27 protein-coding genes and 1 riboswitch are annotated in these 25,389 nt (G+C 36.7%); of the genes, 24 read left to right on the forward strand and 3 right to left on the reverse strand.

Annotation, left to right across the window (positions count from 1 at the left end; translation table 11 throughout):
- The first annotated feature begins 4 nt into the window (after positions 1-4).
- From AN964_RS06365 to yunB, 21 genes are all read left to right on the forward strand, one after another.
- Positions 5-2,413, forward strand: coding sequence for a 3-hydroxyacyl-CoA dehydrogenase/enoyl-CoA hydratase family protein (locus AN964_RS06365; protein WP_055738897.1), 2,409 nt, complete (start codon positions 5-7; stop codon positions 2,411-2,413).
- Positions 2,414-2,679: 266 nt separating this feature from the next.
- Positions 2,680-3,855, forward strand: coding sequence for an acetyl-CoA C-acetyltransferase (locus AN964_RS06370; protein WP_055738898.1), 1,176 nt, complete (start codon positions 2,680-2,682; stop codon positions 3,853-3,855).
- Between the two features lie 23 nt (positions 3,856-3,878).
- Complete coding sequence (locus AN964_RS06375) at positions 3,879-5,663, forward strand: acyl-CoA dehydrogenase FadE (RefSeq protein WP_055738899.1); 1,785 nt, start codon at positions 3,879-3,881, stop codon at positions 5,661-5,663.
- Between the two features lie 115 nt (positions 5,664-5,778).
- Complete coding sequence (locus AN964_RS06380; RefSeq protein WP_055738900.1) at positions 5,779-7,122, forward strand: glycosyltransferase family 2 protein; 1,344 nt, start codon at positions 5,779-5,781, stop codon at positions 7,120-7,122.
- A 111-nt stretch (positions 7,123-7,233) separates the two neighbouring features.
- Positions 7,234-7,590, forward strand: coding sequence for an arsenate reductase family protein (locus tag AN964_RS06385; protein WP_055738901.1), 357 nt, complete (start codon positions 7,234-7,236; stop codon positions 7,588-7,590).
- Between the two features lie 165 nt (positions 7,591-7,755).
- Entirely contained in the window at positions 7,756-8,139 is a 384-nt protein-coding gene (gene gcvH, locus AN964_RS06390; protein WP_055738902.1) for a glycine cleavage system protein GcvH, read from the forward strand.
- A gap of 54 nt (positions 8,140-8,193) precedes the next feature.
- Positions 8,194-8,502, forward strand: coding sequence for a thioredoxin family protein (locus AN964_RS06395; protein WP_055738903.1), 309 nt, complete (start codon positions 8,194-8,196; stop codon positions 8,500-8,502).
- Positions 8,503-8,699: 197 nt separating this feature from the next.
- Positions 8,700-9,059, forward strand: coding sequence for a hypothetical protein (locus AN964_RS06400; RefSeq protein ID WP_055738904.1), 360 nt, complete (start codon positions 8,700-8,702; stop codon positions 9,057-9,059).
- A gap of 93 nt (positions 9,060-9,152) precedes the next feature.
- A riboswitch (SAM riboswitch) is annotated at positions 9,153-9,267 on the forward strand.
- An 86-nt stretch (positions 9,268-9,353) separates the two neighbouring features.
- Positions 9,354-10,373 carry a methionine ABC transporter ATP-binding protein gene (locus AN964_RS06405; protein WP_055738905.1) on the forward strand — a complete coding sequence of 340 codons (1,020 nt, stop codon included), beginning with the start codon at positions 9,354-9,356 and terminating at the stop codon, positions 10,371-10,373.
- A 1-nt stretch (position 10,374) separates the two neighbouring features.
- Positions 10,375-11,043 (forward strand): methionine ABC transporter permease, encoded by a 669-nt coding sequence (locus tag AN964_RS06410; protein ID WP_055738906.1) that lies wholly within the window; start codon positions 10,375-10,377, stop codon positions 11,041-11,043.
- A gap of 21 nt (positions 11,044-11,064) precedes the next feature.
- Positions 11,065-11,883 carry a MetQ/NlpA family ABC transporter substrate-binding protein gene (locus AN964_RS06415; RefSeq protein ID WP_055738907.1) on the forward strand — a complete coding sequence of 273 codons (819 nt, stop codon included), beginning with the start codon at positions 11,065-11,067 and terminating at the stop codon, positions 11,881-11,883.
- 249 nt (positions 11,884-12,132) lie between these two features.
- Complete coding sequence (locus AN964_RS27655; protein WP_496197015.1) at positions 12,133-12,294, forward strand: YuzK family famiily protein; 162 nt, start codon at positions 12,133-12,135, stop codon at positions 12,292-12,294.
- 357 nt (positions 12,295-12,651) lie between these two features.
- A complete protein-coding gene (gene sufC, locus AN964_RS06420; RefSeq protein WP_055738908.1) occupies positions 12,652-13,437 on the forward strand; it encodes a Fe-S cluster assembly ATPase SufC in 786 nt (261 codons plus the stop codon).
- A gap of 16 nt (positions 13,438-13,453) precedes the next feature.
- Positions 13,454-14,764, forward strand: a complete 1,311-nt coding sequence (sufD, locus tag AN964_RS06425; protein ID WP_055738909.1) for a Fe-S cluster assembly protein SufD — start codon at positions 13,454-13,456, stop codon at positions 14,762-14,764.
- On the forward strand, positions 14,764-15,993 hold the full coding sequence (locus AN964_RS06430; protein WP_055738910.1) for a cysteine desulfurase: 1,230 nt from the start codon (positions 14,764-14,766) through the stop codon (positions 15,991-15,993). The genes sufD and AN964_RS06430 overlap by 1 nt, the downstream gene beginning before the upstream one ends.
- The gene (gene sufU, locus AN964_RS06435; protein WP_055738911.1) at positions 15,983-16,420 is read left to right on the forward strand and encodes a Fe-S cluster assembly sulfur transfer protein SufU; all 438 of its coding nucleotides are present in this window, start codon (positions 15,983-15,985) and stop codon (positions 16,418-16,420) included. Before AN964_RS06430 ends, sufU begins: the two co-directional genes overlap by 11 nt.
- A gap of 137 nt (positions 16,421-16,557) precedes the next feature.
- Positions 16,558-17,955 (forward strand): Fe-S cluster assembly protein SufB, encoded by a 1,398-nt coding sequence (sufB, locus tag AN964_RS06440; protein ID WP_055738912.1) that lies wholly within the window; start codon positions 16,558-16,560, stop codon positions 17,953-17,955.
- A 93-nt stretch (positions 17,956-18,048) separates the two neighbouring features.
- On the forward strand, positions 18,049-18,894 hold the full coding sequence (locus tag AN964_RS06445; protein ID WP_055738913.1) for a DUF72 domain-containing protein: 846 nt from the start codon (positions 18,049-18,051) through the stop codon (positions 18,892-18,894).
- A gap of 11 nt (positions 18,895-18,905) precedes the next feature.
- The gene (locus tag AN964_RS06450) at positions 18,906-20,261 is read left to right on the forward strand and encodes a bifunctional metallophosphatase/5'-nucleotidase (RefSeq protein WP_055738914.1); all 1,356 of its coding nucleotides are present in this window, start codon (positions 18,906-18,908) and stop codon (positions 20,259-20,261) included.
- 93 nt (positions 20,262-20,354) lie between these two features.
- The gene (locus tag AN964_RS06455; protein WP_055738915.1) at positions 20,355-20,657 is read left to right on the forward strand and encodes a YunC family protein; all 303 of its coding nucleotides are present in this window, start codon (positions 20,355-20,357) and stop codon (positions 20,655-20,657) included.
- Positions 20,658-20,716: 59 nt separating this feature from the next.
- Entirely contained in the window at positions 20,717-21,442 is a 726-nt protein-coding gene (gene yunB / locus AN964_RS06460) for a sporulation protein YunB (protein ID WP_055738916.1), read from the forward strand.
- Positions 21,443-21,469: 27 nt separating this feature from the next.
- On the opposite strand, the gene AN964_RS06465 is transcribed toward yunB, so the two are convergent.
- Positions 21,470-22,387 (reverse strand): M23 family metallopeptidase, encoded by a 918-nt coding sequence (locus AN964_RS06465; protein ID WP_437177110.1) that lies wholly within the window; start codon positions 22,385-22,387, stop codon positions 21,470-21,472.
- A 221-nt stretch (positions 22,388-22,608) separates the two neighbouring features.
- The gene (locus tag AN964_RS06470; protein WP_055738918.1) at positions 22,609-23,313 is read right to left on the reverse strand and encodes a YhcN/YlaJ family sporulation lipoprotein; all 705 of its coding nucleotides are present in this window, start codon (positions 23,311-23,313) and stop codon (positions 22,609-22,611) included.
- 169 nt (positions 23,314-23,482) lie between these two features.
- Here AN964_RS06470 and AN964_RS06475 point away from each other — a divergent pair, with 169 nt between their 5' ends.
- On the forward strand, positions 23,483-23,752 hold the full coding sequence (locus AN964_RS06475) for a YutD family protein (protein ID WP_055738919.1): 270 nt from the start codon (positions 23,483-23,485) through the stop codon (positions 23,750-23,752).
- Positions 23,753-23,895: 143 nt separating this feature from the next.
- Positions 23,896-24,333 (forward strand): DUF86 domain-containing protein, encoded by a 438-nt coding sequence (locus AN964_RS06480; RefSeq protein ID WP_055738920.1) that lies wholly within the window; start codon positions 23,896-23,898, stop codon positions 24,331-24,333.
- On the opposite strand, the gene AN964_RS25985 is transcribed toward AN964_RS06480, so the two are convergent.
- On the reverse strand, positions 24,323-24,529 hold the full coding sequence (locus AN964_RS25985; RefSeq protein WP_152982359.1) for a hypothetical protein: 207 nt from the start codon (positions 24,527-24,529) through the stop codon (positions 24,323-24,325). The two genes, AN964_RS06480 and AN964_RS25985, sit on opposite strands and share 11 nt — an antisense overlap.
- A gap of 73 nt (positions 24,530-24,602) precedes the next feature.
- Here AN964_RS25985 and AN964_RS06485 point away from each other — a divergent pair, with 73 nt between their 5' ends.
- Entirely contained in the window at positions 24,603-25,367 is a 765-nt protein-coding gene (locus AN964_RS06485; protein ID WP_055738921.1) for a TIGR01457 family HAD-type hydrolase, read from the forward strand.
- Positions 25,368-25,389 lie beyond the last annotated feature (22 nt).

A 25,389-nucleotide genomic window follows, 5' to 3' on the forward strand; every position in this document is an offset into this window, starting at 1 on the left:
CAAAATGTCGTCGAAGGGGGAAATATCATTGGGTTACAGTATTAAAAAAGCGGCTGTTTTAGGTTCCGGTGTAATGGGCTCAGGAATCGCTGCTCATTTGGCGAATATCGGTATTCCAACATTATTGTTGGACATCGTACCGAATGAACGAACGAATGATGAAATTACAAAGGGATTAACATTAGAGGATAAAGCGGTACGAAATCGATTTGCCAATAGTGCCGTACAAAAATTATTGAAACAAAAACCAGCTCCGCTAACTACAAAAGAGAGTCTGGCGCTGATCCAAACAGGAAATATGGAAGATGATATTTCAAAGCTTTCCGAAGTGGACTGGGTTATTGAAGTAGTAGTGGAAAACTTAACTATTAAAAAGAAAGTCTTTGAACAGGTAGATAAATATCGTAAGCCAGGAAGCATTGTAAGTTCAAATACATCAGGAATTTCTGTTGAAGCAATGGCGGAAGGCCGCTCAGAGGATTTCCAGAAGCATTTCCTTGGTACACACTTTTTCAACCCACCAAGATACTTAAAGCTTTTAGAGGTGATACCAACTAAGAATACAGACCCAGCAGTTCTGGAGTTTATGAAGACATTTGGCGAAGATGTTCTGGGAAAAGGGGTTGTGTTTGCGAAGGATACTCCCAACTTTATCGGAAACAGAATAGGAACTTACGGACTTCTTATAACCGTTCAAGAAATGCTAAAAGGCGGATACAGTATCGGTGAGGTTGATTCCGTAACAGGTCCGCTTCTAGGAAGACCGAAAAGTGCAACATTCCGTACCCTTGATGTTGTAGGGTTAGATACCTTTATCCATGTTGCAAACAATGTGTATGAACAAGTGGAAGGAAAAGAAAAAGAAGTATTTGCCGTACCTGATTTTATGAAGAAAATGTTTGATAAGGGCTGGTTAGGAAGTAAATCCGGTCAAGGATTCTATTTGAAAAAGGGCAAAGAAATCTTAGAACTTAATCCGGAAACGCTTGAATATGAGGAACGCAAAAAGCTCTCGTCACCATCCTTGCAAATGGCTAATCAGCAAAAAGGAACCGCTGCAAAAATGAAAGCGCTAATATATGCGAAGGATAAAGTTGGTTCTTTGCTGTGGAATATAATGGCACCAGTTCTTGTGTATTCCGCGGAATTATTAGATGTCATTGCTGATGACATTGTATCCGTAGACAACGCGATGAAGTGGGGCTTCGGCTGGAAGTTTGGGCCATTTGAAACTTGGGATGTTATCGGAGTAGAAAAATCTGTTCAATTAATGGAAGAATCGGGATTAACCGTTCCTGCATGGGTAAAAGAAATGGTGGAAAAAGGAAATACTTCCTTCTATAAAGAGGAAGAAGGAGTCCAGTATTACTACCATAAAGGCGAATATAAACAAGTAAAACGCAATCCAAAAGTAATTGATTTAGCTCAATTGAAAAAACAGGGCAAATTGATCAAAAAGAATACAGGAGCAAGCCTTATTGACATAGGTGATGAAGTTGCACTATTAGAATTCCATTCACCGAATAACGCAATTGGTCTAGATATCATTCAAATGATCAATTTCGCCATTGATGAGGTGGAGAAAAACTACAAAGGGCTTGTTATCGGAAATCAAGGGAAAAACTTCTGCGTTGGAGCCAACTTAGCATTAATGTTAATGGAAGCACAAGATGATAATTTCTTTGAATTAGATATGGTTGTCCGTCAGTTCCAAAATGCGATGATGAAAGTGAAATACAGTCCAAAGCCTGTTGTAACAGCACCATTTGCGATGACACTAGGCGGAGGGGCAGAAGTTTGCCTTCCATCTGCACATATTCAAGCCTCTATGGAAACCTATATGGGTCTTGTAGAAGTAGGTGTTGGTCTCCTTCCTGGCGGCGGCGGAAACAAAGAGCTTTACATCAAGCATTTGAGAAATATGCCTAACGGGGTTGATTTCGACTTACAAAAAGTAGCAAATAAAGTGTTTGAAACCATTGCAATGGCAAAGGTTTCGACATCTGGCGAAGAAGCACGTTTAAATAATTTCTTAAGTAATGCGGATGGAATCAGTGTTAACGGGGACCATCAACTTTACGACGCTAAACAAGCAGTCTTAGCACTTCATGCAAAAGGCTATAAGGCACCTGCTCGCAAGAAAGTTCCAGTTGTAGGTGAAACCGGATATGCAACTCTTTTATTAGGTGCACAAGCAATGCACTTATCCGGTTATATTTCCGAGCATGACATGAAAATCGCAAAGAAAATTGCTTATGTCATCGCTGGCGGAAAAGTGCCATATGGAACAGAGGTAGATGAACAATATCTGCTTGATCTTGAAAGAGAAGCATTCCTGAGCTTGATTGCTGAAGGAAAGACGCAGCAAAGAATGCAATATATGCTGACAAAAGGAAAACCTTTAAGAAATTAAAACTCATTCTTCTTAATAGATGGCTGTTTTCGCAAAAGATTGTGGCTTTTCGTATACGTAAATAATTCTTAAAATGGATAGGATTCGCGCTCTTTTCTACATTCCGCTTTTCATTTGATTGTAGAAAATCACCGTAAAAATCCTACTGCCGATTTTTACTCATATGTAAATAGCTACAAAGTTTAAGAAAAGAGCCTAATAGATGGACATATATTCGAAAGGTGATTTTACCTATTTGATAAATCACCTGGAAAGAGGGGAAGTAAATGCGTGAAGCAGTCATTGTAGCCGGGGCCAGAACACCGGTTGGAAAAGCGAATAAAGGAACACTTGCCAATGTTCGTCCAGATGATTTAGGTGCATTAGTGGTAAAAGAAACGTTAAAAAGAGCGGGAAATTATGAAGGAAACATCGATGATTTAATTATCGGCTGCGCCATGCCGGAAGCAGAGCAAGGCTTGAATATGGCTCGTAATATCGGAGCATTAGCAGGGCTTCCAGATACAGTACCTGCAGTAACCATTAACAGATATTGTTCTTCTGGACTGCAAGCAATTGCATATGGTGCAGAAAGAATTATGCTGGGATCCTCTGATACCATCCTTGCCGGCGGTGCGGAATCTATGAGTCTTGTACCGATGATGGGGCATGTAGTCCGTCCAAATGCCACGTTAGCTGAAACGGCCCCACAGTATTATATGGGAATGGGGCATACTGCTGAACAAGTCGCAACGAAGTTCGGAGTATCACGTGAAGATCAGGATGCATTTGCCGTTCGCAGTCATCAAAAAGCAGCTAAAGCAATTGAAGAAGGGAAATTTAAGGACGAAATTGTACCAGTTGATGTTACCCTTCGTTCAGTAGATTCAAAGAATAAATTAGTAGAAAACAAGATTTTATTCACAAATGATGAAGGTGTTCGTCCAGAATCAACTGTAGAGGTTTTAGGAAAGCTTCGCCCTGCGTTCTCCGTAACAGGTAGTGTTACAGCCGGAAACTCATCACAAACAAGTGATGGAGCAGCGGCAGTCCTATTAATGGATGGTGAAAAAGCAAAATCATTGGGCTATCAGCCAATGGCCAAATTCCGTTCTTTTGCAGTTGCAGGGGTTCCGCCTGAAATTATGGGAATTGGCCCAGTAGAAGCAATTCCAAAGGCCTTAAAAATTGCTGGACTGGAATTATCGGATATTGGATTATTTGAATTAAATGAAGCCTTTGCATCTCAATCGATTCAAGTGATTCGCAAGCTTGGTTTAAATGAAGAGATTGTGAATGTAAACGGCGGAGCAATTGCTTTAGGTCATCCGCTTGGCTGTACAGGAACGAAATTAACACTTTCTCTTATTCATGAAATGAAAAGACGTAACGTACAATTTGGTGTAGTAACAATGTGTATTGGCGGCGGCATGGGAGCAGCTGGCGTATTTGAATTAATGTAAATGATTTCAAGGAGGAAATGACAATGACAAATCAAACGGAAAAATTGATTAAAGGCGGCAGCTTTTTAATTGAAGATATTTCTTATGAACGAATCTTTACACCTGAAGACTTTTCAGATGAGCAAAAAATGATTGCCAAAACGACAGAAGATTTTATTGATAACGAAGTATTGCCACAAGTTGAGTATTTAGAAAAGCATGAATTTGACCGCTCAGTAAAATTATTAAAATCAGCTGGAGAACTTGGTTTATTAGGTGCAGATGTACCAGAAGAATATGGCGGTTTGGATCTTGATAAAGTAAGTTCAGCTTTAATTGCTGAAAAAATGGCAAAATCAGGCGGATTCTCTATTTCCCATGGTGCTCACGTTGGGATTGGTTCCCTGCCGATTGTTTTATTCGGTAATGAAGAACAAAAACAAAAATATTTACCTGTACTTGCAACCGGTGAAAAAATTGCTGCTTATGCACTGACAGAGCCAAGCTCAGGATCCGATGCACTTGGTGCAAAAACAGTCGCAAAATTAAACGATGCGGGTACACATTATATTTTAAATGGTGAGAAGCAATGGATAACCAATGCAGGTTTTGCAGATGTATTTGTCGTTTATGCAAAAATCGATGGGGATAAATTCTCTGCATTTATCGTAGAACGTGAATTCCCTGGTGTATCAACAGGTGCAGAAGAAAAGAAAATGGGGATTAAAAGCTCCTCTACACGTACTTTAATTTTAGAGGATGCCGAAGTACCGGTCGAAAATCTATTAGGCGAAATTGGTAAAGGCCATAAGATAGCATTTAACATTTTAAACATCGGTCGTTATAAGCTTGGTGTAGGTACAGTTGGCGGTGCGAAAAGTGCTTTTGAAATTACGGCAAAATATGCGAACCAACGCAAGCAATTTAAAACACCAATTTCCGAGTTTAACTTAACGAAGGAAAAACTGGCAACAATGGCTTCGAAAATCTATGCATCTGAAAGCTCTGTATACCGTACAGTAGGTCTTTTCGATGAAAGAATGAGCCAATTAACTGAGGAACAATCGAAGAATGGATTAGAAGTTGCAAATTCTATTGCAGAATATGCGATTGAGTGTTCCTTAAACAAAGTATTTGGATCAGAAGTTCTTGATTATGTAGTTGATGAAGGTGTGCAAATTCATGGCGGATACGGTTTCATGGATGAGTACGAAATTTCTAGAGCATACCGTGATTCCCGAATTAACCGTATCTTTGAAGGAACAAACGAAATTAACCGTTTAATCGTACCTGGAACATTTATGAAAAAAGCACTGAAAGGCGAATTAACATTGCTTCAAAAAGCTCAAAGCTTACAGGAAGAGTTAATGATGATGATGCCCGAGGAAATTGGTGACGCTCCATTAGAACAAGAAAAATATTTAACTCGCAATGCGAAAAAGGTTGCATTAATGATCGCTGGACTTGCAGCACAAAAATTTGGTACTGCTTTAGAGCATGAGCAAGAAATTCTTGTTAATATAGCGGATATTGTTTCCTTAACATACTCTATGGAGTCAGCTCTGCTTCGTACAGAAAAAGCAATTGCAAAAGATGGTGTAGAAAAGAATCAGCAAAAACTTCTATATACACAAATCTTTTGTCAAGAATCCTTCTATGAAATTGAACAATTGGCAAAGGAATCGTTAGTAGCAATTGAAGAAGGCGACACATTAAGAATGATGCTATCTGCATTACGAAAATTAACACGCCACAATCCTATTAATGTCATTGCGAAAAAACGTGAAGCTTCTGTCAAACTTATTGAAGCAGAAAAATACGTTCTTTAATAGATATTAGCCAACAAATCATTTGATTTGTTGGTTTTATTTTTAAAAATTCATATGGTATGCTTTTTTTAATAGGGAAACCTAAAAGAGAATTCATTTCTTTTTGGGGGCTCCAATGAAATCTTCAAACTTTAATCCCATTAGAATAATGCAATCTAAATTTTATATATCCGTCTCTGTAAAGTTTTGGATTAGTCATATCCTGGCATTGTTTTGGATGCTATTCTCCATTTATTTATCCGTCCCATGGATTAAGGATCTTGGAAATCTAATTTCGATTCCGGCAGCTATTGTGGTTATTTCCGGTATTTCCTATATACCGGGTTATATGAATGCATTTCTGGTTGTAAGTTTATTGTTTGACAAACAGCCGCCTTTTAAAAAAGAATATCCAGATATTCCTGTAACGATCATTATTGCCGCTTACAATGAAGAAAATGGAATTTATAATACCTTAAAATATGTTAAAAACCAAGACTACGAAGGAGAAATATATGTCATTGTTGTAAATAATGCATCAGAAGATCAAACAGCAACGGAGGTACTTAAGGCAAAAGATGAACTACAATTAAATTTACTCTTATTAAATGAGGAAAAACCTGGGAAGTTCCATGCTTTGAACAAGGGGCTAAAATATGTCGAGACAGAGAACGTAATAACGCTCGATGCGGATACAATAATTCATAAATCTGCGGTAAGATATTTAATGGCTCGCATGATAAGTAGTCCTATTGATGTTGTGGCAGTTGCAGGCTCGGTTCTTGTCCGTAATAGCCGCCAAAATATTTGGACAAGAATACAAGAATGGGATTATTTTTTAGGCATTGCTTCCATCAAACGTTTGCAGGGCCTCTATCAGGGAACTTTAGTAGCTCAAGGGGCATTTAGCTTGTATAAAACAAAATACATTAAAGAAGTTGGTGGATGGCCGGATGCTATCGGAGAAGATATCGTATTAACTTGGAGACTATTGGAAGGTAAGAATAAAGTATTTTTCGAACCATTGGCGGTAGCCTTTACGGATGCACCAACATCAATCCTTCATTTTGTCCGTCAACGTTCACGCTGGGCAAGGGGAATGATTGAAGGGCTGCGAGAAATCAAACCATGGCAGCAGCCACAAATATATACGAAATATTTAACAGGAATCAACTTCATTATGCCTTTTTTAGACATAAGCTACACCCTATTCTGGATACCTGGTTTAGTTTTAGCATTTTTTGGTCATTTTTGGATAGTGGGGCCAATGACCTTTTTTGTTTTACCACTAACGCTTATAAGCTTTGGAATTCTTTACTTATATCAGAAGAGATTTGTTTTTAGACCGTTAAATCTTCGAATTCGAAAAAACTTTATCGGTTTTATTCTCTTTATTTTGGCCTATCAAATGATCATGTCTCCTGTTTCAACCTATGGTTATATACAAGAATTTTTTCAGCTAAAACGCAAATGGGAATAGGATAAAAATCAATAAATTTGCTATTAGCATAGAAGGTAAAATAAAATTTGTGTCGAAATAGTATTATTGCAGCATGATTGTACTATCCATGAGAAAGGAAGTGAAACGCAGATGGCATTGACGTTTTATTGGTATCCTAAATGCGGTACTTGCCGAAAAGCAAAAAAATGGTTAGAGAGTCATAAGCATGAATTGATAGAAATTCATATTGTGGACTCGCCGCCATCTAAAGAGGAATTAAAAAAGCTCTACCATTTAAGTGGATTAGATTTAAAAAAGTTCTTTAATACGAGTGGACAAAAATATCGGGAACTCGGATTAAAAGATAAAATAAAAAGTGCATCAGAAGATGAATTACTTGATATACTTGCTTCTGATGGAATGTTAATGAAGCGGCCACTAGTTACAGATGGGAAAGATGTAACAGTTGGATTCAAGGAAGAAGAATTTGCACAAAAATGGGGATAAGAATGTAGTAAATTCTTGATTTACATACAACTTTTATGTAAATATTAACTTGTTATGTATTAATATCATAAGTCGAATTTCGACTTTAAACGCAAGTTGGGTGAGTACATATTATTATGGGAATTTCACCTGTATTTTTGAACATATTGATGGAGGGATTTTTCAATGAGTTTACCAAGTGAATTACGTTATTCAGAAGAACATGAGTGGGTAAAAGATGAAGGCGGTAATGTTCGCATCGGAATTACAGATTTTGCGCAGTCTGAGCTAGGCGACATCGTTTTCGTGGAGCTTCCTGAGGTAGGAACAGAAGTGCAAGCTGACGAACCATTCGGGAGTGTGGAATCTGTTAAAACAGTATCCGAGCTTTATGCACCAATAAGCGGAAAAGTTGTGGCTGTTAACGAAGATTTAAATGACAGCCCTGAATTTGTAAATGAATCACCATATGAAAAAGCGTGGATGATCGTAGTGGAACCATCTAATAAAGAGGAAATAAGCGAATTATTGACTGCAGAACAATATCAAGAAATGATTAACGAAGATTAATCAAAAACACCTTGGTTCTTCCAAGGTGTTTTTCCATAGATAGGATGATAGAACGTGAACGATTTAACATATGAAGAAATCAGCGAAATGATGGTAATGCAAGATAAAAGTTATACCCTCTATTTATATACTCCTTTATGTGGTACATGCCAGGTTGCGGGTAAGATTCTCAGAATAACAGAAGAACTTTTACCTTCCTTACAAATGTATAAAACAGATTTAAATTACTCTCCACAACTTGCCGAAAAATTTCAAATAGAAAGTGTCCCTTGCCTACTCCTTTTTCAAAACGGAGTATTAAGGGAAAAAATTTATGCATTTCATTCAGTTCCATTCATATTCGAAAAATTAAAAACACTTTAGAACGAATATTACAAATAGGTAGTAATATATCCAAAATATCACATATTTCTTGGGAAATAAGTAGGATAACAGTCGTGATTTGATGATTGTTGTCCTTTTTTGTTTTTAAACGCGAAAATTGCAGATAAATTTTAGGAGGAGATAAGGAGATGTTTAAAGTATTTTACAGTTAAATAACGATTGAATGGGATGATTATATGGAAAGCTGCTTAACAAAATTAAAATATCATTTTTTTGCCCGGAATCACATACAGGCCTTGTTGCCAAATGAACCTCTTACTTTTTGTATATGTATAGAAAAGGAAACTTGGGTCGTTTGGTTTTCTAAAAATGAATTTTCCTTTGAAAAAACGAATCAAGTAGATGAAATAGATACGAAAATGATAATGGGAAAACCAATTGCAATGGATCTATTAAGCGGGAATATTCGATTATCACAATTAAGAAAATATAATCATGTTGTTTACGAGGGTTCATTCCGGCATTTTCTATTGTTAGAATCCGTTTTTTGGTTATGTCGAGATTATGACGAACAAGTGGAAGCGGTTTCTTTTTAGAAATGTATAATTTTCCTTTGACATGTTAATTCTTTGCGTGTTACAATCACTTTCGTAATTATATGAACTTAATTTCAATTGAATAAATGTGTGCTCTTATCAAGAGAGGTGGAGGGATGTGCCCTATGAAACCCGGCAACCATCAGTTCATAACTGAAATGGTGCCAATTCACACAAAACAATCTTGTATTGTTTTGGAAGATGAGAGAAAGGACATCATATTTGCGTGCCTTTCTGCTCATTGCAGAGAGGCATTTTTATTTGGAACATTTCGGGAAAAGAAGGTGAAATAATTTGATTACGATTCAACAGGTGAGAAAACAATTTAAAACGAAAAATAAAGTGGTCACTGCGGTTGATAATATTGATTTGCAAATCAAGGAAGGGGAAATCTTTGGAGTAATCGGATATTCTGGTGCCGGAAAGAGTACACTTATTCGTATGTTAAATGGATTGGAGCTTCCTACCTCGGGTGTTGTTCGAGTAGCAGGGCAGGAGATTTCCAAAATAAAAGGCAAAGCATTGAGAAAAGCTAGACAAGATATTGCCATGATTTTTCAGCATTTTAATCTATTATGGTCTCGAACCGTGCGTGAAAATATTGCCTTCCCATTAGAAATTGCCCGTGTACCAAAAAAAGTACGTATGAAGAGAGTTGATGAGCTTATTAAGCTTGTCGGGCTTGAGGGTAGAGAAAATGCATATCCATCCCAATTAAGTGGAGGACAAAAGCAAAGAGTAGGGATAGCTCGTGCATTAGCTAATAATCCGAAGGTTCTCCTTTGTGATGAGGCTACTTCAGCGCTTGATCCACAAACTACAGATTCGATTTTAGATTTATTAGTAGACATCAATAAACAATTGGGATTAACCATTGTTTTAATTACACATGAAATGCACGTCATTCGCAAAATATGCCATCGGGTCGCAGTGATGGAAAATGGGAAGATAGTAGAAACAGGACCAGTTCTGGAGGTCTTTAAAAACCCGCAGCAGCAAATTACAAAACGATTTGTTCAGCAAGTATCCGAACAGGAAGATACAAAAGAAGTAGTTTCCCATTTACTGCAAAAGTATCCGGATGGACTCGTAATAAAATTAACCTTTATTGGTGGTTCAACAGAGCAGCCGATTATAACAAATTTAATTAGGGAGTTTCCATTATCCATTAATATCTTGCAAGGGAATATTTCACAAACGCAGAATGGCTCCTATGGAACCTTATTTTTACAAATTGTTGGTCACGAAAAAGAAATGGATCAAGCAATCCATTATTTGAAAGAACAGCAAGTTGGCGTGGAGGTGATGAAGTAAAATGATGGAGAAATTTTTTCCGGATGTTGAATGGCTATCAATGAAAGAGGCTGTATGGGAAACATTATATATGTCTTTTTGGTCTGTTCTCGCCACTTTCATTTTAGGTATTATTTTAGGACTTTTACTATTTCTTACTGCTAAAGGTCAAGCATGGGAAAATCGATTTATCCATTCGATTATTTCCGCTGTCGTTAATATATTTCGGTCCATACCGTTTATTATCTTAATCGTCCTACTAATCCCTTTTACGAAATTACTTGTAGGAACAATTATTGGAGAAACAGCAGCTTTACCGGCCTTAATTATTGGGGCTGCTCCATTCTATGCTAGGCTTGTGGAAATTGGTCTTCGTGAAATAGACAAAGGTGTCATTGAAGCAGCAAAATCAATGGGTGCCTCAACAGGTACAATTATTTTTAAAGTATTATTACCAGAATCAATGCCCGCTATTGTTTCAGGTATAACGGTCACTGCTATTGCTATTGTCGGTTACACAGCGATGGCCGGAGCAATTGGCGCCGGTGGTTTAGGAAATGTTGCATATATGGACGGTTTTGAAAGAGGCCGAAATGATGTAACTGTATTTGCTACTATTCTAGTTTTAATTATCGTGTTTATCATCCAATTTCTTGGAGATTTTATAACAAAAAAAATAGATAAACGTTAAAAACATCAGGAGGGTTAAGAAATGAAAAAATGGTTAGGTATTTTCATAGCTTCTTTATTAATTGTTTCACTGGCTGCTTGCGGAACGAAAAATTCATCTAGTAATAGCGATACAAAATTAGTTGTGGGTGCATCTAATACACCACATGCTGTCATTTTAGAAAAAGCCAAGCCAATTTTGAAGAAAAAAGGAATTGATTTACAAATTGAAAAGTATACGGATTATGTAATCCCAAATAAAGCACTAGATTCTGGTGAACTTGATGCAAACTATTTTCAGCATATTCCTTATTTAAATTTACAAATGAAAGAAAATGGATATAAGTTCGCGATTGCTGGTAAGATTCATATTGAGCCAATGGGAGTTTATTCGAAAAAATATAAGTCACTGAAAGACCTTCCAAATGGAGCTAAGATTATCATGAGTAATTCTGTTGCAGACCACGGAAGAATTTTATCTTTATTTGAAGCAAATGGACTTATAAAACTAAAGCCTGGTATCGATAAAACAAAAGCAACTCTTAAAGACATTGCAGATAATCCAAAACATCTAAAATTTGAGTATAATTATGAACCAGCGCTTCTAACAACTTTATATAAACAGGGGGAAGGGGATGCAGTTGTTATTAACTCAAATTTTGCAATCGATGCTGGTTTAAATCCTCTAAAAGACTCTATTGCGATTGAAGGAAAGGAATCGCCATATGTAAACGTTATTGCGGTACGTAAAGGTGATGAAAATAAAAAAGCAATCAAAACGCTAGTGGATGTATTACATTCAAAAGAAATTCAGGACTTCATCTTAAAAGAATGGAAAGGTGCAGTAGTACCAGTAAAATAATACATCATCTAAGCTCCGGGGTTCCGGAGCCTTTTTGTTATACAATCCATCATATTAGAGCATTTAAAAAGATTATTAAGAATACCTTCTATATAGTATTCATTTTTAAGTAGCAGAAGAGAATAACCAAAATAATGAATGAAAATCATCTTTGTTTTATTATGTTTATCTTGTTACGATGAACAACGTAAATAAAATTGAAGGGATTGGTTCATTATTAACTCTCTTAAAATCAAGTACACGACGGACATGGAAAAAGCATTGCACAGTGCACATGGAGTAGGATATGAAGTGTACAAAAGAAAGCACAGAGTCAGGATGCAAATTGAGAAAAAAAGAGAGACGGAATATGTTAACTCCCAACGTATAGTGGCCGACATTAGTCGTAAATTAAATATTGGAATAAATTAATGAAAGAAAGGTGGCAATTGTATCGCCGCCTTTTTTTATTTTTGTATATATAACCAATTGTATCCTATATTTCATCCTTATAGGGTTTTGTTTCAGGTGTTTTTTCCTATAAGAGACCTATTCTAAAGTGGAAGGGGTAACCTAGTAAGATTATCGATTTACAAAGCAATAATGATTAAGAAAAGAGCCTTTGATTACATTAAAAATAAATGTTAAATTAGATGTTGTGAGTGCTATTTAGATATAGCTTTTTATTGTCGTTCTCGGTTGCTTATAAATTTAATTTGTTATAAGATTAGAATGAGAATAGATTGAGAATGAGATGTAGAAATTTTTATATACAACGGAGGTATAATCATGGCAGGTTCAACGTTAATTATTAAGGATCTTCATGTTGAAATTGAAGGGAAAGAAATTTTAAAAGGTGTTAATTTAGAAATTAAAGGCGGAGAAATCCATGCTATCATGGGTCCAAATGGTACTGGTAAATCCACTTTATCTTCTGCGATAATGGGTCATCCTAAATATGAAGTAACACAAGGCACCATTACTTTAGATGGAGAGAATGTTTTGGAAATGGAAGTAGATGAGCGCGCTCGTGCCGGTCTTTTCTTAGCAATGCAGTATCCAAGCGAAATCGCAGGGGTAACTAATGCTGACTTTTTACGTTCTGCAATCAATGCGAGACGTGAGGAAGGCAATGAAATTTCATTAATGAAATTTATCCGTGAGTTGGATAAAAAAATGGAATTCCTAGAAATGGATCCAGATATGGCACAACGTTATTTAAATGAAGGATTTTCAGGCGGGGAGAAAAAACGTAATGAAATTCTTCAATTAATGATGCTTCAACCAAAACTAGCTATCTTGGATGAGATTGACTCTGGATTAGATATAGATGCATTAAAGGTCGTTTCAAAAGGTATTAACGAAATGAGAAGCAGTGAGTTCGGTTGTCTAATCATCACTCACTACCAACGTTTACTTAACTATATTACTCCTGACTTTGTTCATGTTATGATGCAAGGCCGCGTTGTGAAATCCGGTGGTCCTGAATTAGCACAACGTCTAGAAGCAGAAGGATACGATTGGATTAAGCATGAATTAGGTATTGAAGACGAAACTGTCGGCCAAGAAGCATAAGGTTAGGAGGATTAACATGACTGTAGAAACAAAACTATCCGTTAGTCAGGACTATGTTCACTCTTTCTCACAAGAAAAGGGCGAGCCAGAATGGTTTACGAAGCTTCGTGTTGATGCCTTCCAAAAGGCTGATGAGCTTCCTATGCCAAGACCTGATAAAACACGTATTACAACTTGGAATTTTACTCAATTTGCGCAGCATTCGGTTGAAAGTGAAGTATATTCTTCATTAGAAGCTTTACCAGAAACAGTTCGTTCCTTAATTGAATTGGAAAACGAAAGCAAGAATCTCTATATTCAACATAATCAAACACCTGCTTTTCTATCCATTTCAGATGATTTAAAAGCAAAGGGCGTCATATTTACTGATATTATTACTGCCATTAAAGAACATTCAGACCTAGTTCAAAAATATTTTATGCAAGAAGCAGTTAAAATAAATGAACACAAATTAACAGCACTGCATGCTGCATTAATGAATGGCGGGGTATTCCTTTACATCCCGAAAAATGTGGAAATTAGTGAGCCTGTACAAACTGTTTATGTGCATGATCATGATGATGCACCGTTGTTTAATCATGTTTTAGTAGTAGCAGATGATAATAGTTCAGTTACAATTGTTGAAAATTACGTTTCAACAAATGAGAAAGCTAATGGAATTGTGAATATTATTACGGAGCTAGTAGCAAATTCCGGTGCGAAAATCTCTTATGGTGCTGTAGATACACTTGCAGAAGGCGTTACGACATATGTAAATCGCAGAGGTTTTGCGAAACGTGATGCCCACATTGAATGGGCACTAGGAATGATGAATGATGGAAACACCATTTCTGATAATACAACCAAACTTGTTGGCGATGGTTCATTCGCACATTCTAAAACAGTAGTTGTTGGACGCGGTAAGCAAACTCAAAACTTTACAACACAAATTACCCATTTCGGTAAAAATACAGAAGGCTTTATATTAAAGCATGGTGTTATGAAAGACGCGGCTTCTTCTATTTTTAACGGGATTGGCAAAATAGAACATGGTGCTACAAAATCAAATGCTGAGCAAGAATCACGTGTTTTAATGTTAAGTGAAAAAGCTCGCGGTGATGCAAACCCTATGCTGCTTATTGATGAAGATGATGTAATGGCGGGACATGCTGCTTCCGTTGGCCGTGTGGATCCGGTACAATTATATTATTTAATGAGCCGTGGGATTTCCCGCAAAGAGGCAGAACGTTTAATTATCCATGGATTCCTAGCCCCTGTAGTAAATGAAATGCCAATCGAGGGTGTTAAAAAGCAGTTAACAGAGGTTATTGAAAGGAAAGTTAAATAATGAATGCAAACGAGATCCGTAAACTGTTTCCAATCCTCGATCAGGAAGTAAACGGACATCCGTTGGTTTATTTAGATAGTGCGGCAACATCGCAAAAACCACTTTCCGTCATTGAAGCTGTAAACCAATATTATCGTCAAGATAATTCAAATGTTCATCGCGGTGTTCACACATTAGGAACTAGAGCAACAGATAAATATGAAGGTGCACGAGATAAGGTGCGCAAATTTATCAATGCTGCATCGAGAGAAGAAATTGTATTCACTCGCGGAACTACCGCATCGCTTAACATGATTGCAAGCAGCTTTGGATATGATAATGTGAAAGAAGGAGATGAAATTGTGATCTCCTTTATGGAGCATCATAGTAATCTCATTCCTTGGCAGCAATTAGCGAAACGCAAGGGTGCTACTTTAAAATATGTTCCAATGCAAGAAGATGGAACCATTCTGTTGAATGATATTCGAAAAACAGTAACAGACCAAACAAAAATAGTGGCAATTGCACTCGTATCAAATGTACTAGGTACGATGAACCCAATTAAAGAAATTGCTAAAATCGCCCACGAACATCATGCCTATATGGTAGTCGATGGTGCACAAGGTGCTCCACATATGAAAGTGGATGTTCAAGATTTAGACTGTGATTTCCTAGCATTTTCAGGTCATAAAATGTGCGGACCAACAGGTATTGGTGTTATGTATGGAAAGAAAAAACTGCTTGAAGAGATGGAGCCAGTTGAATTTGGCGGAGAAATGATTGATTTTGTGGACTTATATGATTCAACATGGAAAGAACTTCCGTGGAAATTCGAAGGTGGGACCCCTATAATAGCAGGTGCTATTGGATTAGGAGCTGCAATTGATTTTCTAGAAGAAATTGGTCTCGATAATATTACGAATCATGAACATAAATTAGCAGAATATGCTATGAATAGATTGTCAGAAATAAATGGTCTTACTATTTATGGTCCGAAAGATCCGGCGAAGCGTGCAGGACTGGTAACCTTTAATATTGAGGATGTTCATCCGCATGATGTTGCAACGGTACTGGATGCTGAAGGTATTGCCGTTCGGGCTGGTCATCATTGTGCGCAACCATTAATGAAATGGTTAAATGTGTCCGCAACAGCCCGTGCAAGTTTTTATTTATATAACACCGAAGAAGATATTGACAGACTTGCCCTTGGGCTTGTTAAAACAAAGGAGTATTTTAGCGATGTCCTTTAATAATCTAGATGCATTATATCGAAGAGTTATTATGGATCATTATAAAAATCCAAGAAATAAGGGTACCTTAGAAAACGGTAATCTTACAATCGATATGAACAATCCAACCTGTGGTGACCGAATTCATTTAACCATGAATGTTGAAAATGGCATTGTAACAGATGCTAAATTTGAAGGAGAAGGCTGTTCTATTTCCATGGCATCTGCTTCAATGATGACACAAATGATTAAAGGAAAAGACGTTGAAACCGCAGAAGCCCTCTCCCATATTTTTTCCGACATGGTGCAAGGAAAAGAATATGAGGGTGACTTGGATTTAGGTGATATGGAAGCACTTCAAGGAGTTTCAAAATTTCCAGCTCGCATAAAATGTGCTACGTTGGCATGGAAGGCAATGGAAAAAGGCTTAGGCAAGGAAAAGGAGTAGCACAATTCGAAAAGCGGAGGCCCTTTGAACATCGGCGTACAGATTTCGTAGTCTTTGACTTATCGTAGGGAGGAGACGGAGAAATCCGCTAGTCGATACGCGCTGAAGCTAGACAAAGCAAGGGAGGAATGATTGGAATGGCAAAAAAAATGCCTGAAATCGGCGATTATAAATACGGCTTTCATGATAAAGACGTTTCGGTATTCCGTTCAAAACGTGGGTTAACACGTGAAATTGTCGAAGAGATATCTAAAATGAAAAATGAACCACAATGGATGTTAGACTTCCGTCTTAAATCATTGGAGCATTTTTATAATAAACCAATGCCTCAATGGGGTGGAGATTTGTCCGGCTTAAACTTTGATGAAATTACTTACTATGTAAAACCATCAGAGGCGCAAGGACGTACTTGGGATGAAGTACCGGAAGAAATTAAAAATACCTTTGATAAATTAGGGATTCCTGAAGCCGAGCAAAAATATCTAGCAGGGGTTTCTGCACAATATGAATCTGAAGTAGTTTATCATAACATGAAGGAAGACCTTGAAAAAATGGGTATTATTTTCAAGGATACTGATTCCGCTTTACGTGAAAATGAAGATATCTTCCGTGAACATTGGGCTTCGGTAATTCCGCCTACTGATAATAAATTTGCTGCGTTAAACTCAGCTGTTTGGTCAGGTGGATCTTTCATCTATGTTCCTAAAGGTGTAAAGGTGGAAACTCCACTTCAAGCCTATTTCCGAATTAACTCAGAAAATATGGGACAATTTGAACGTACTTTAATTATCGTAGATGAGGGTGCTCATGTTCATTATGTAGAGGGATGTACAGCGCCAGTTTATACAACTAATTCCCTTCACAGTGCCGTAGTAGAAATTATTATTAAGAAAAATGCTTATTGCCGTTATACAACGATTCAAAACTGGGCCAATAACGTTTATAACTTAGTAACAAAACGTGCTGTATGTGAAGAAAATGCCACAATGGAATGGATTGACGGTAACATCGGTTCTAAATTAACGATGAAATATCCTGCTGTTATTTTAAAAGGAGAAGGCGCTCGCGGTATGACCCTTTCTATTGCGATAGCAGGTAAAGGACAGCATCAAGATGCAGGTGCAAAAATGATGCACTTAGCGCCTAATACGTCTTCTACAATCGTATCTAAATCCATTTCAAAGCATGGCGGTAAAGTAACGTATCGCGGGATTGTTCATTTTGGACGTAAAGCAGACGGTGCCAGAGCAAATATCGAATGTGATACATTAATTATGGATAATCAATCTACATCCGATACGATTCCATATAATGAAATATTAAATGACAATATTTCATTAGAGCACGAAGCAAAGGTATCAAAAGTATCAGAAGAACAACTCTTCTACTTAATGAGCCGCGGTGTATCTGAACAAGAAGCAACAGAAATGATTGTTATGGGCTTTATCGAGCCATTTACAAAAGAACTACCAATGGAATATGCGGTAGAAATGAACCGTCTTATCAAGTTCGAAATGGAAGGTTCAATTGGATAAGAAGAATCGAAAACTCGTATGAACAAATGTTCATGCGAGTTTTTTTTATTCATTATTATGGTAAAATGATTCGTAAGAAATGTAGGTGATTTTATGATTTACATCGGCCTTGCTGGATGGGGAGATCATGATTCCCTTTATAAAAATGGTACAGCACCAAAAAACAAATTAAGAGAATATGCTGGGCATTTTCCTATTGTTGAGGTAGATGCGTCTTTTTTTGCGATTCAACCCGAAAGAAACGCCGTTAAATGGATAGAAGACACACCTAACACCTTTCAATTTATCGTAAAAGCCTATCAAGGGATGACAGGGCACGAAAGAGGTTCCATACCTTACCAGTCAAAAGAGGAAATGTTTCAAGCATTTATACAATCGCTCATTCCCTATCAACAGTCTGAAAAGTTAGCAATGGTACTTTTCCAATTTCCACCCTGGTTCCGTTGTACAAAAGAAAATGTAAATTATTTGCGCTTTTGTAAACAAAAGATGGGAGATATTCCAGTAGCGCTAGAATTTCGCCATCAATCATGGTTTACTCCGCAATTTAAAGAAGGAACTCTTACCTTTATGAAAGAGGAAGGATGGATCCATAGTATTTGTGATGAGCCACAAGCAGGGGATGGCTCTATACCTATAGTTTTAACGGCAAGCCAATCGGATAAAACGCTTATTCGTTTTCATGGAAGAAATGTGTATGGATGGAAGAGACCTAATCAAGGGGACTGGCGTGAGGTTCGCTATTTGTATCGGTATAATAAAGAAGAATTGTTGGATTGGATAGAGAAACTTCAGGTTTTAAAAAAGCAATCGAAGGATATCTATATTATTTTTAACAATAACTCTGGCGGAGATGCAGCAGATAATGCTAAGCAATTTATGGAATTATTAGGAATAGAGTACGAAGGATTGGCGCCGCGTCAATTAGATTTGTTTTAAGGAGTATCTTAATGATTGAACAAGTTCATATATATCATACAAATGATATCCATAGTCATTTTGAAAACTGGCCAAAAATAAGTTCCTTCCTGCAAAAGGGAAAATCTCTTCATCAGAATTTTTTTCTATTCGATATTGGAGACCACGTAGATCGTTGGCATCCTTATACGGAAGGGACTTTTGGAAAAGGAAACGTCCAGCTATTGAATGAATTGGATTATACTGCAGTAACAATAGGCAATAATGAGGGAATTACTTTGGCATATGATGAATTAAATACACTCTATCAGGATGCCTCATTTGATGTCCTAGTTGCTAATTTATTTGAGAAATCGGGAAATAGACCTAAGTGGGCAATGCCTTCGAAAATTTACTATACAAAAAACGGGATAAAAATCGGTGTTTTGGCCGTAACAGCTTATTTTGGGAAATTGTACGAAATACTTGGTTGGCATTTAACGGCACCTATTCCAGAGTTAGAAGCGGAACTTCAAAGCCTTAAACAAGAGGCGGATATTATTATCCTATTATCCCATTTAGGAATTCACGACGATGAAAAAATTGCAAGCCTTCATCCTGAAATAGACATTATATTAGGCGGCCATACTCATCATGTACTTCCCGAAGGAAAATATATATCCGACACATTGTTGGCAGCAGCAGGAAAACATGGATACTATGTTGGTACGGTTACTCTGGATATTGATATAGAAAGTAAAAAAGTATTGAGAAAGAAAGCATTGTTATATGAAACCAAATTTTTACCATCATTAGAAGAAGAGGAACTTATTGTTACTTCATTTCAGGAAAAAGGGAAAAGACTCTTAAATTCCTTTCTTGTTGATGTACCTAAGACACTACAGACAGAATGGTTTAAGCCTTCTCCTTTGCCGCAGATGTTGTGTGAGGCTATTAATGAATGGTGCAGATCAGATTGTGCTCTCATTAATGCTGGACTCCTGCTTGGAAACTTGGAAAAAGGACCGATAACAAGATTTGATATTCATTCCATCCTTCCGCACCCCATAAATCCATGTTTAATTGAGTTATCTGGTGCTGAACTAAAAGAGGTTATTCTGCAGACACTAAATCCAAAATGGCCTCCATTGGAATTAAAGGGTTTAGGATTTAGAGGAAAAGTCCTTGGAAATTTTATTTATCATAATATCCTGTTAGATCATCAAACTGTTTATATAAATGGCTTTAAAATGGAGGAGCAAAAAATATATAAACTTGGAACAGTTGATATGTATACATTTGGACATTTTTTTCCTGAACTTTTAGATGCTAAGAAAAAGTATTTTATGCCGGAATTTATTCGGGACGTGATGATGTGGAAATTACAAAAGATGTATAGCGAAAAATAAAATAGGCAAGCAACCATTTATTGTCCTTTACATAGAGATGTTAATAAAAGTTAAACTTATTAGATTTCATTTCAGTAAAGGAGCGGTAAAACATTGGTTACGATTACACCAGTTGAAATCGGTGGTCATACGTTTATTGCGACCACAGTAAAACTTCCTAAAACGACTCTATTAACTGTTTCAAATGATAAAGGATATATTATGTGTGGTGCATTAGATGTTTCGCTATTAAATAACAATCTTAAAGATCGGAAAATTATTGCCGGAAGAGCGGTTGGAGTGAAAACAATCGACGAATTATTAAATGCTCCACTCGAGTCCATTACATGGGAGGCAGAAAATCTCGGTATTCAGGTTGGAATGATTGGCAAAGATGCACTTCTGAAAATGATCTAAAACAATGATAATTTTATCCTCCAAACAAGCATACACATAGCTTGTAAGGGGGGATTTTTTTGGCTAAATTTCGAGCTCGTAAACCCCGGCGAGGAGGTCCTTTGCCGTTACGCTATGTGTTACTTCTGACATTTGTATTTTTTATATTATCCACTGTTTTAGGAATTTGGATTGTGAATAAAGGCCTTGCCCCGACATTAATTAAATATGCTGAGAGTCAAAATCGAAAAATTGCAGAAGAAGCTGTAAACTATGCAAAAAGGCAAATACAGGATGAAATTGACCCTGAAAAAATTGTCGTTACGAATAAGGAAAACAATTACTTTATTACTAATCCCGCGATTAGTAATAAAATCGAGCAAAAAGCTCAGGACATTATCCAATCTGTTCTGAATGGGCGTGAGGCGGGGATAACTGAGACATTATCTAAATATGGAATTACCCATGATTCAGATGGACTTATATATTCGATACCAATTGGGCGTGCAACGGATAATGCTTTATTAGGAAACTTAGGTCCCAAGATCCCCATTAAACTCCAAGTAATTGGGGATGTTCAAGCAGATTTAATTTCCCATTATACACAGGTTGGAATTAATCACATTTCGGCAAATGTATATATCCAATTAACGGTCAATGTTCAAACTATTATTCCATTTGATACAAAAGAGAGTCCATATAAACAAAAAATTACTCTTTTTAATGGAGTTATCCCTTATGATCCGCCGCAATATTATAATGGTGGTTCATCAACTCCAACCATACAATTACCACCAAAAAAATAATAAAGCTTCAGGTTCAAACCTGAAGCTTTAATTCTTTCTCTTTTTCCTGTCTGACCATTCCCATTGTCGCAAATGCGGGTAAGGATCAAAGGACCATTCACTATATCCATTATCCTTATACATTCCATAATGTAAATGAGGTGGGAATTTTCCGGATGTACCTGGTGGTCCGTAGCCTGTGCTGCCAACACTTCCGATAAGCATACCAGGCTCCACAATTTGTCCTACATGTAAATCCTTTGCATACCCATTTAGATGGGCAAAATAATGATACGTATTGTTTATATCACGTATTCCAACTCTCCATCCTCCAAATTTATTCCAGCCCTTTAATTCGACAATGCCGTAACAGGTAGAGCGAACAGGAACCCCATAACCTGCAAATATATCGGTTCCTTCATGGATTCTGCGTCCTCCCCAGCCGCGTCGATCTCCCCATGTATCTCGATAGCTGTAATTAAAACGGTGCGGAATCGGAAAAGTTTTAGCATTTAAATCTAATTTACCAAAGTGTCTGTACAATTTGGCTTTCTCCATAATTAAACCAACTGCTCTATCCCGTTTATAATAATTCCACAAGGCAATACGGAAATGATCTTCATCTATTCCATATTTTAATATATAGTTAGCAAAGGAATAAATAATATCCTCGTCATCGTTCATATTCGCTTTTCCGTCACCATTACCGTCTATCCCAAATCCATTAAAAAGTTCAATAGATGGAAGGGATGGATTGGTTTGATTGGGATTTAACCATCCAGCCCACTGAACTGGTTTTATATAAATGCCAGTAATTCCACCAGGCTTTGGAATGTCTTTCCTTACAAATCTAATACTTCTTTCATAATGATCAACAGCAGCGATGTAATACCAGGGAATTTGTGTAGTAAGCTCTACACGCTTATAAAGCTCCATTCTCTTTTGATAAGCTTCCTCCTCAGACATTTCCTTGCCAAAAGAGATGTTAGGTGAAGCAAATAACAAGAAAAATATAAGAGAACAAGTAATAATGCGCAAGCGGTTCCGCCTCCTTGTTTCAAATACTAAACATAGTTTGTGTCGGAAGTCCTTTTTCATTTGTATCAAATAATGGAAGGACATTAATAATAATGCTAATAAGATGAAGAAAGATAAAAAACTGCGCCTTATCTAGACGCAGTTAATGTTTATAAATTACCATTATCATGCTGCTCATGAAGATTATCAGTATCTTCCATCTTTCCATTATTTATATCCTTGGATTCCCCGTTTTCATTCTCCCCAGTGCTCATCTTATATCCTTGCGGTGAACTGTCTAACATCATCTTTACTGTTTGTCTAATAACCCTTTCTTTATTAGCATCACTGGATTTCATATAGGAAATATTCTCAACATATTGCTTTAATGTTGGATTATCAGTAACATAAACATGATACCATCGAGGGACTGTGGAAAACGCCGTTTTTTTCACTTGATCGGCTACATTATTTCTGTCCTTTTTTGATTTAGCATCGGTTTTGTACCAAATTAAAACCTCTTCATCTGTTACCAACGTTGCAGCATCATGTACTTTTGGGTTTGTTACAGCTAATTTACTAATGGCATCGGCTACTTTTTCCCGATTTAACGTATAAATATCTTGGTATTTAATATTTTGGCCGGGAACAGGACTTTTAACATGACGAACATAGCCGAATTCATTCTGTCTATCTGCACTTGTTTTTTCAAGCCCTTTATTATACATATCTACACGTTCATTTCTATTAACCGTGTTTCCATTTTTTTTATATACAGCGGGATTTTCCGCGACATTTTTGCCATTATTATTATTACTACAAGCAGCAAGCAGCGCCATGCTTAACATTGTTGCAGTAATGATTTTTTTGTTCAAAATAAGCACCCCCTTAATGGTTATAGTGCGCACGTTTTTTTATTTTTCTCTTAGTAATTGATGGGGAATTAGTTATAATTTAAATTAGAAAGTAAGGATGTAATGAACTTGCTCTAGCTTATAGGTAATTATTCCTCAGGGGATATAGTAAAGGATGAGGTGATCCACAATGATTTGTGTTAATAATTATTGTTATGAAGTCATAAAAGATTTTCGAAATGGCTTTAATGAAGAAGCATTTCGTGCTCGATATAGTGATATTTTGACTAAATATGATTATATTGTAGGGGATTGGGGATATGGTCAGTTGCGACTTAAGGGTTTTTTTGCTGACGATAACCCAAAGGCAACTTTTGATACAAAAATAAGCGTGCTGTCTGAATATCTGTACGAATATTGTAATTTCGGCTGTGCTTATTTTGTAGCACAAAGAGTTTGAAAAATTGCTCCAAGAATATGCGGGTTAGATTATTTATTATGCTTATGTTTTGTTCAGTCTAATCATTCAATCCGCAAATAAAGATATCCTAACATTATTATGATAAAATAATATCGAAGTGGAAAATGGAAGGGTGTTATTAGATGTATTTTGTAGATCGTGAAAAAATAGAAGAAACCTTACAATACTTCGAGGATAAAGTAAAATTGCTTCAAGCAAATGGGAATTGGAAAAATGAAATCGAGCAACTAGCATTAGAAAGATTAACACATACCATTATCGAATCGATTCTAGATGTGGGAAATGCCATGATTGATGGATTTATTATGCGCGACCCTGGAAGCTATGAAGATATTTTGGACATTCTAACAGATGAAAAAGTAATAACAGATGAAATGTCTAAAAGCTTACTAAAGGTGATTTTATATAGAAAAATACTTGTGCAGCAATATATAAACGTAAATCATAAAGAATTATTGGAAACTTTCTTAGAATGTGCGCCATCTTTAGAGGAATTTCCGAAAAGGGTAAGAGACTATTTAACAAATGAGTTAGGTCCTGTATCAGCATTCAAAAGCTAGTTAACGCTTTCATAATGAAAGCGTTTTTCTTGCTTTTACTAAAATGACGGATAACGGTTTTAAGAAGATGTCTATGTCTAGCCGCAAGTAGCCGTTGGCAAGCGGATTTCTCCTTACTGTGAGTAAGGGCATCAAGTGAAATTTGAAGTGTTAATTTCACTAGCTTTTGAACGACCTCGATGTTTTCTTTAGTCATGCCTATGACTACGAAATCCGTGCACTATAGTTTCGGCGCTTGTGCATTTACACTTGGAAAAGGAGCCGGCATAATGAAAAATTATCAAGGATATTTAATTGATTTGGATGGGACAATGTATCGGGGAACGGAAAAAATAGAGGAAGCTTCAGATTTTATTTATCGGTTACATAAAAAAGGCATACCATATTTGTTTGTAACAAATAATTCCTCAAGAACACCGGAACAGGTTGCAAAAAAACTAAATGATTTTGAAATTCCCGCCACACCAAACCAAGTATTTACGACTTCCATGGCAACTGCACAATATATTTATGAATTAAAACCGCATGCCTCTATTTATGTAATTGGGGAAGAGGGAATAAAAGATGCCTTGCAAAAGAAGGGATTTCAATTCAAAGATGAGCATCCTGATTTCGTCGTAGTAGGCATTGACCGTGAAATTAATTATGAAAAATTATCGCTCGCTTGTTTGGCGGTTAGAAGTGGAGCAACGTTTATTTCTACAAATGCGGATATCGCTCTTCCTACCGAAAGAGGATTTTTGCCCGGAAATGGATCTATAACGTCTGTCATTACAGTGTCAACCCAAACAGAGCCTGTTTTTATTGGAAAACCAGAATCAATTATAATGGAACAAGCATTGGCTTTTTTAGGAACTAAAAAAGAGGAAACCATTATGGTAGGGGATTTTTATGATACCGATATTATGGCAGGGATACGAAGTGGGATGGATACCTTGTTAGTGCATACGGGTGTAACAACTAAAGAACAACTGAAAGAGAAAGAAATTCAACCAACCTATTCAATTGAATCACTATCAGAATGGAATATTTAACAAAAACAGGCGTGTAATAAAT

The organism is Heyndrickxia shackletonii, from assembly GCF_001420715.1.
In the GTDB taxonomy this organism is placed as follows: domain Bacteria; phylum Bacillota; class Bacilli; order Bacillales; family Bacillaceae_C; genus Margalitia; species Margalitia shackletonii.

Coding starts and splice junctions, on each gene's coding strand:
- AN964_RS06365 (WP_055738897.1), top strand. CDS start 5: ATGTCGTCGAAGGGGGAAATATCATTGGGTTACAGTATTAAAAAAGCG.
- AN964_RS06370 (WP_055738898.1), top strand. CDS start 2,680: ATGCGTGAAGCAGTCATTGTAGCCGGGGCCAGAACACCGGTTGGAAAA.
- AN964_RS06375 (WP_055738899.1), top strand. CDS start 3,879: ATGACAAATCAAACGGAAAAATTGATTAAAGGCGGCAGCTTTTTAATT.
- AN964_RS06380 (WP_055738900.1), top strand. CDS start 5,779: ATGAAATCTTCAAACTTTAATCCCATTAGAATAATGCAATCTAAATTT.
- AN964_RS06385 (WP_055738901.1), top strand. CDS start 7,234: ATGGCATTGACGTTTTATTGGTATCCTAAATGCGGTACTTGCCGAAAA.
- gcvH (WP_055738902.1), top strand. CDS start 7,756: ATGAGTTTACCAAGTGAATTACGTTATTCAGAAGAACATGAGTGGGTA.
- AN964_RS06400 (WP_055738904.1), top strand. CDS start 8,700: ATGGAAAGCTGCTTAACAAAATTAAAATATCATTTTTTTGCCCGGAAT.
- AN964_RS06410 (WP_055738906.1), top strand. CDS start 10,375: ATGATGGAGAAATTTTTTCCGGATGTTGAATGGCTATCAATGAAAGAG.
- AN964_RS06415 (WP_055738907.1), top strand. CDS start 11,065: ATGAAAAAATGGTTAGGTATTTTCATAGCTTCTTTATTAATTGTTTCA.
- AN964_RS27655 (WP_496197015.1), top strand. CDS start 12,133: ATGGAAAAAGCATTGCACAGTGCACATGGAGTAGGATATGAAGTGTAC.
- sufC (WP_055738908.1), top strand. CDS start 12,652: ATGGCAGGTTCAACGTTAATTATTAAGGATCTTCATGTTGAAATTGAA.
- sufD (WP_055738909.1), top strand. CDS start 13,454: ATGACTGTAGAAACAAAACTATCCGTTAGTCAGGACTATGTTCACTCT.
- AN964_RS06430 (WP_055738910.1), top strand. CDS start 14,764: ATGAATGCAAACGAGATCCGTAAACTGTTTCCAATCCTCGATCAGGAA.
- sufU (WP_055738911.1), top strand. CDS start 15,983: ATGTCCTTTAATAATCTAGATGCATTATATCGAAGAGTTATTATGGAT.
- sufB (WP_055738912.1), top strand. CDS start 16,558: ATGGCAAAAAAAATGCCTGAAATCGGCGATTATAAATACGGCTTTCAT.
- AN964_RS06445 (WP_055738913.1), top strand. CDS start 18,049: ATGATTTACATCGGCCTTGCTGGATGGGGAGATCATGATTCCCTTTAT.
- AN964_RS06450 (WP_055738914.1), top strand. CDS start 18,906: ATGATTGAACAAGTTCATATATATCATACAAATGATATCCATAGTCAT.
- AN964_RS06465 (WP_437177110.1), bottom strand. CDS start 22,387: ATGTCTGAGGAGGAAGCTTATCAAAAGAGAATGGAGCTTTATAAGCGT.
- AN964_RS06475 (WP_055738919.1), top strand. CDS start 23,483: ATGATTTGTGTTAATAATTATTGTTATGAAGTCATAAAAGATTTTCGA.
- AN964_RS06480 (WP_055738920.1), top strand. CDS start 23,896: ATGTATTTTGTAGATCGTGAAAAAATAGAAGAAACCTTACAATACTTC.
- AN964_RS25985 (WP_152982359.1), bottom strand. CDS start 24,529: ATGACTAAAGAAAACATCGAGGTCGTTCAAAAGCTAGTGAAATTAACA.
- AN964_RS06485 (WP_055738921.1), top strand. CDS start 24,603: ATGAAAAATTATCAAGGATATTTAATTGATTTGGATGGGACAATGTAT.